Source organism: Thioclava indica (assembly GCF_000714545.1).
GTDB classification, from domain to species: domain Bacteria; phylum Pseudomonadota; class Alphaproteobacteria; order Rhodobacterales; family Rhodobacteraceae; genus Thioclava; species Thioclava indica.
On record NZ_AUNB01000072.1, the window covers coordinates 1 to 4888 of the forward strand.

Sequence of the window (4888 nt, forward strand, 5' to 3'; positions counted from 1 at the left end):
TCCGGTAAACTCGGGGCGGTTCACTTCTGCCTTGAAGAGGCCAATCATTGTCTCGGCAAGCGCGTTGTCATACGAACAACCGACGGTGCCAACGCTGGGTTCCAATCCGGCATCCGCCAACCGTTCGGTGTATCTGATCGACAGGTATTGGCTCCCGCGGTCGCTGTGATGGATAAGGCTGTCTGCAGGTCGCCGTTCGTAGAGCGCCTGCTCCAAAGCATCCAAGACAAACTGCGTTTGTTGTGACTTAGATGCCCGCCAGCCAACGATCTTGTTGGCGAAAGTGTCGATCACAAAGGCGACGTAGACAAACCCCTGCCAGGTTGAGACATAGGTGAAGTCTGATACCCAAAGTTGGTTGGGCATCGTTGCACGGAACTGCCTGTTCACTCGATCCAGAGGGCTGGCCAGAGCCTTGTCCGGCCAAGTCGTTTTGACCTTCTTGCCACGCCTGACCCCTTCAATGCCAATGTCTCGCATCAGCCGTTCAACGGTGCAGCGTGCCAGATCAAAACCTTCTCGTCGCATGGCATGCCACAGTTTTCGCGCACCATAGACCGATCTGTTGTCCTCCCAAACCTGCTTCATCTGTGGACGTAATTCAGCGTCACGTTTGGCTCGATCTGACGCAAGGTCTGGGTCACGTTCCACGGCGAGATGCGCATAAAACGTCGAAGGGGCAATCTGCAAAGCACGGCAGATCGGCTCGACCCCACAAATCTCTCGATGTTTTTTGATAAAGCGGATCATTTCCGAAACGGGCGGTCGAGCTCCGCCTGCGCAAAGTTGAACCCGTCACGCCACTGGTTCGAGTGGCGGGTGAAACGCTGATGCCTTCTTCAGGATCTCATTGGCCTGCCGAAGCTGACGGTTCTCACGCTCCAGAGCTTTGATCCGGTCACGTTCGGCGGTCGTCCCACCATCACGTCGACCGCTGTCCGTCTCAGATCGCCGAACCCACGCCCGGAGCGTATCAGGCCCACAGCCAATTTTTGGCGCAATCGATTTGATCGCAGCAGATTGGCTATCAAACTCACCCTGATGCTCGAACACCATCCGCACAGCACGTTCGCGCACCTCTGGTGAATACCTGTTTCCACATTTGTTCTTTTCCATAACCCAGTATCCTTACTTCTGAGTCTTCGGCAAACAAGGGGCGGTTCAAACCAGCGGATGCAGGAACTTTTTCTTGCTGAATTGCATTATACTCCGCTACAAGCATTGGTTGTTTGATATCTACGCTTTTGTACTTGGAGCCCGCATGAAAATCCTTGCTGTCGACGATGAACCATTCATTCTCGAACTGTTGACCATAGTCGCTGCGCAGTCAGGTTTTACGGACATTTCCACTGCCTTGTCGGGGAAGATTGCTCTGGATATGCTCCGAGAAGGTGATGCCGTATTCGATTGCCTACTGCTGGACATCAGGATGCCGAACATGAATGGCATCGACCTCTGTGCCCTTGTCCGCGCAATCCCGGGCTACGAAAAAACGCCGATCATCATGCTCACCGCGATGGCCGAAAAGAATTTCATCCACCGGGCCTTTAGGGCAGGGGCTACGGATTACGTGAATAAACCATTCGATATGGTCGAACTGCACAGTCGTCTGCGGATGGTTGAAAACCTCGTCCTCGCGCGCAACAACTCTGCGTTGATCGATGCGAGAGTGGACGCCCTCCTGTCCGACACCCTAGGGCAGCACGCCTTCGATCTGTCCGATGAGGTCCAGATTGAAGGCGTCAAGGATCTCATCGGATATACCGCTCTGAAAAACTATCTGACGCAACTGTCCCGTGCCGGTATCGCGGGGTCGCAGGTGGTGGCCATCAAGATCGATCAGATCGAGGAACTTTACGCGCGCGCCTCAAGCGAGGAGTTTTTGTATGCGCTGACCGAGACGGCGGACGCCATCAGTGATGCACTCAAAATTTACGACCAAATGATGGCCTATGCGGGAAACGGGACTTTCGTGGTTGTTTTGGGAAAGGCAACATTGGAGCCTTCTGTCGGGCTGGAGAGCGAAATCCAGAACTGGCTCGACGATCGAGACATCGAATACGACGACGGTAACGCCTTGGATATCGGTATTTCCATCGGAAACCCGATCCGGCCAAATGTGAGCATGACACAACGCGTTCGAAAGACCTTTGATCGCGCCATCGCCCGTGCCGAAGCCCGTGTCTTGAAGAAGCAAGGCGAGCCAAGGCCGCCGAGCATCGGCTTGGTCGCCCGATAGGTTTGTTCTTTTAAAATCTTGCCGCTTTCGTCGGGTGTCTTCGGCAATGCACTGCCGAGCGCGTGTCAGACCTGTTGGCTCACAGGAACCGTAAGGCAGAATGTTGTCCGGCCGTCTAATGAGCTGTCGAGACCGATCTTTCCCCGAATTGTTCCGCGATGCTGGGACTGCGATCACCATGCGGGCGAGACACCCCGAGCTCATCCCATCATCGATAGTCACGCGCGATGGATCAACCGTTTGTCAGATCGCGGGCTTACGCAAGCCGCGACACGCGCCAGTCGCCGGTGTAGCCACGCCGCAGACGCGCCGCGACAAGCTGGAACCCGCTCTGCGGCCAGTCGCGCGGGGTATCGAGAAGCACCAATTCGGCGATGCCAAAATCATGCTCAGCCAAATCCCGCAGCCGCGCCTTGGTGGTGATATTCACGATCGGCACCAGCCAGACGATATGCTCGGAGATTGTCATCGCATGGAGTGTAAAGCTGCGGATCTTCGACCAAGGCGGATTCGTCATGATCCAGTCGACCGGATCACTCCACGCGAGGAAATCCCGATCCAGCGCCAGTTCGCACCAGGAGCGTTCGACATGATCGGGAAACTGGTCGTAAAACGCGTCCGCGCCCCTTGCCGGGTCGAGCACATGCCCGGACATCCGGTCTGCGAAATGTGCGATGATTTTGGCCGCCAGATCCGGGGGCGTCATCACCAGGTCGCGGGCGGGATCGTTCGTTGCCGGGACCAGCCCGGGGTTTGCGGGTGTTGACACCGGGCGAAGAGCCTGACGGATCCCGAGGATCAAAAGAACCCTCAGCAACGTCTCAACCCTGCCGGTCAGGTCTCGCTCGAGCGCGATAATCGTTGGCCGTGAGCAGCCGACCTTTTCCGCCAGCGCGCGCTGGCTAAGACCGCGCATTCGCCGACGTCGCGCAAGGTCCGGCCCGGCATCGATGTCGTGAAACCAAGGCCACCGGAGCTGCAAGCAGGGCAGGGTGTGCGACAACGACCCGATGCTGCCTTTGCCCTGCTCGAGATTGCGCAGTGTCGGGATGCTGATCCCCGCCGCGCTGGCCACGCTCGCTTGGGTCAAGGCGAGGTCGCGACGACGATCCCGCAGGAGGGGGAGTGGAAACATGAAAAACTATATTTGCTTTTTAAGGGGGCGTAATGGAAAGATTTATTTACTTGTGGCGGAGGGATGTGACGTCGTCAATTGCTGATCCTATAGGATCAACGCGAAAAGTTGAGACGAGATAAACACCAGTGGCGAGCAGATAGCGGATGGCCGTGCCCGATGCCGCGCGAGGCGGTGTTGCGTCAAACGTTACCAAGACGGCCAGCGGCCCAGAGCTGCCATTGAACAAGGGGGCCGTCGGTGCGGTGCAGCTTCACCATAGCGGCCATTCGCGCATCACGCAGCATCTCTGTCCCTCGAATGACAGCAGAGCGGGACAAAGTGTGCTTTCGCCGCAGTTGCATTAATGTCTGCATTCGGGAGCAGATTTGCAGCTAATATGTCTGGACCTTTGCTCATTGATCCGCTCATGTTAGGTTTCTCGTGCAATCTAAAACGCGCAAATAACAGAAGCTGCTCGCGACTGTCTTAATTCTCAAGCTGGAATAAAAAATGAAGAACATAGAGCAATACAAAGCGTTTACACAACAACGAAACTGGGCAGAGATATTTAAACTTAACAATCTTAAAATAGATACTTTTGGCACGAAGAAGGAACTTAACGTGCTAGGCGATTGTTTGCAAGAAAGCGAAATTGTCTTTGCTTTAGTGTCGGGCGTAATGTCTCAAAGCGAAACGTCTAATGATTTTGATTTTGGGGCAAATACATGGGTCGCAGCTCTGACAAGTGAGCGCGTATTATGTCTAGATCATGCGATGCTCACCTCTTCTGTCGATACGCAGAGCATTCGATAAAATCGAATCCAAGCTGTATCAGCTTCACAAGGATGGGTTCTAAGAAAGATCACAATCGATATTGGCGCAAGGCTTATCGTTATTGATAATTGTGTCAAATCAGATGTAAAAACTTTCGCAGAATTAGCAAATCAACTCATTAGAGAAAAAGAAGAGGCAACAACATCCCTATCTTCGGTGGGCATCTCTATAGCTGACGAAATTGGAAAACTAAATGGATTGCACAGCAGTGGAATCCTTACCGATAGTGAATTCTCAGAGGCCAAAGCAAAACTGATTGCCAAACTTTAAGAGTACACGGCGAACTATGCCTGAAATTGAATCATACGATTTCTTTTGGTTCTCCCCCTCCCAGAGACTTCCATCACTAAAGCTTCGATTCTTTATACTATTCTGGCTTTAGTTTGAGGGTGGGCTGGCAAGAACGTTTGCTTTCGTCGCAGTGACCCAAGGTCGTTAAATTGACTGCTTTGACAAGACAATAAGGACTAGCTTCGAAAGCACTGGAAGCGCAGAGCAGTCATTCGTTTACTGTGCAGCATCGGTGACTCCGGGCTCGAAGCCGACTTGCGGCGGTGCAGCACGCTATACTTGACCGTAATGGCACCTGAGGGGGCCCCCAGTTGACCGGTCTCAGCCCGAAGCGGACACGACCTCTGCAGTCGCAGCACCAGAGGAATTCCGACAATCAGGGCGGAAAGGAGCCATTCGCTGCGCCC

The 4888-nt window shown here is 54.0% G+C and carries 3 protein-coding genes, 1 pseudogene and 1 other annotated feature; of the genes and pseudogenes, 2 read left to right on the forward strand and 2 right to left on the reverse strand.

The window, feature by feature from the left end:
- Positions 1 to 1116, reverse strand: a pseudogene (locus DT23_RS16035) (IS3 family transposase); the annotation flags it as partial.
- Positions 676 to 792 (reverse strand) — a sequence feature (AL1L pseudoknot). (Overlaps the previous pseudogene by 117 nt.)
- Before the next feature lie 145 nt (positions 1117 to 1261).
- On the opposite strand from DT23_RS16035, the gene DT23_RS16045 reads away from it, so the two are divergent.
- Positions 1262 to 2239 carry a response regulator gene (locus DT23_RS16045; protein WP_051697369.1) on the forward strand — a complete coding sequence of 326 codons (978 nt, stop codon included), beginning with the start codon at positions 1262 to 1264 and terminating at the stop codon, positions 2237 to 2239.
- Positions 2240 to 2495: 256 nt separating this feature from the next.
- Here the strand turns inward: DT23_RS16045 and DT23_RS18825 are convergent, their stop codons facing one another.
- Complete coding sequence (locus DT23_RS18825) at positions 2496 to 3314, reverse strand: helix-turn-helix transcriptional regulator (protein ID WP_162177268.1); 819 nt, start codon at positions 3312 to 3314, stop codon at positions 2496 to 2498.
- 552 nt (positions 3315 to 3866) lie between these two features.
- On the opposite strand from DT23_RS18825, the gene DT23_RS16060 reads away from it, so the two are divergent.
- Complete coding sequence (locus DT23_RS16060) at positions 3867 to 4169, forward strand: hypothetical protein (RefSeq protein ID WP_038132899.1); 303 nt, start codon at positions 3867 to 3869, stop codon at positions 4167 to 4169.
- Positions 4170 to 4888 lie beyond the last annotated feature (719 nt).

What these genes read in the sequence shown, in the direction of transcription:
- DT23_RS16045 (WP_051697369.1), top strand. Translation starts at nt 1,262, where the DNA reads ATGAAAATCCTTGCTGTCGACGATGAACCATTCATTCTCGAACTGTTG.
- DT23_RS16060 (WP_038132899.1), top strand. Translation starts at nt 3,867, where the DNA reads ATGAAGAACATAGAGCAATACAAAGCGTTTACACAACAACGAAACTGG.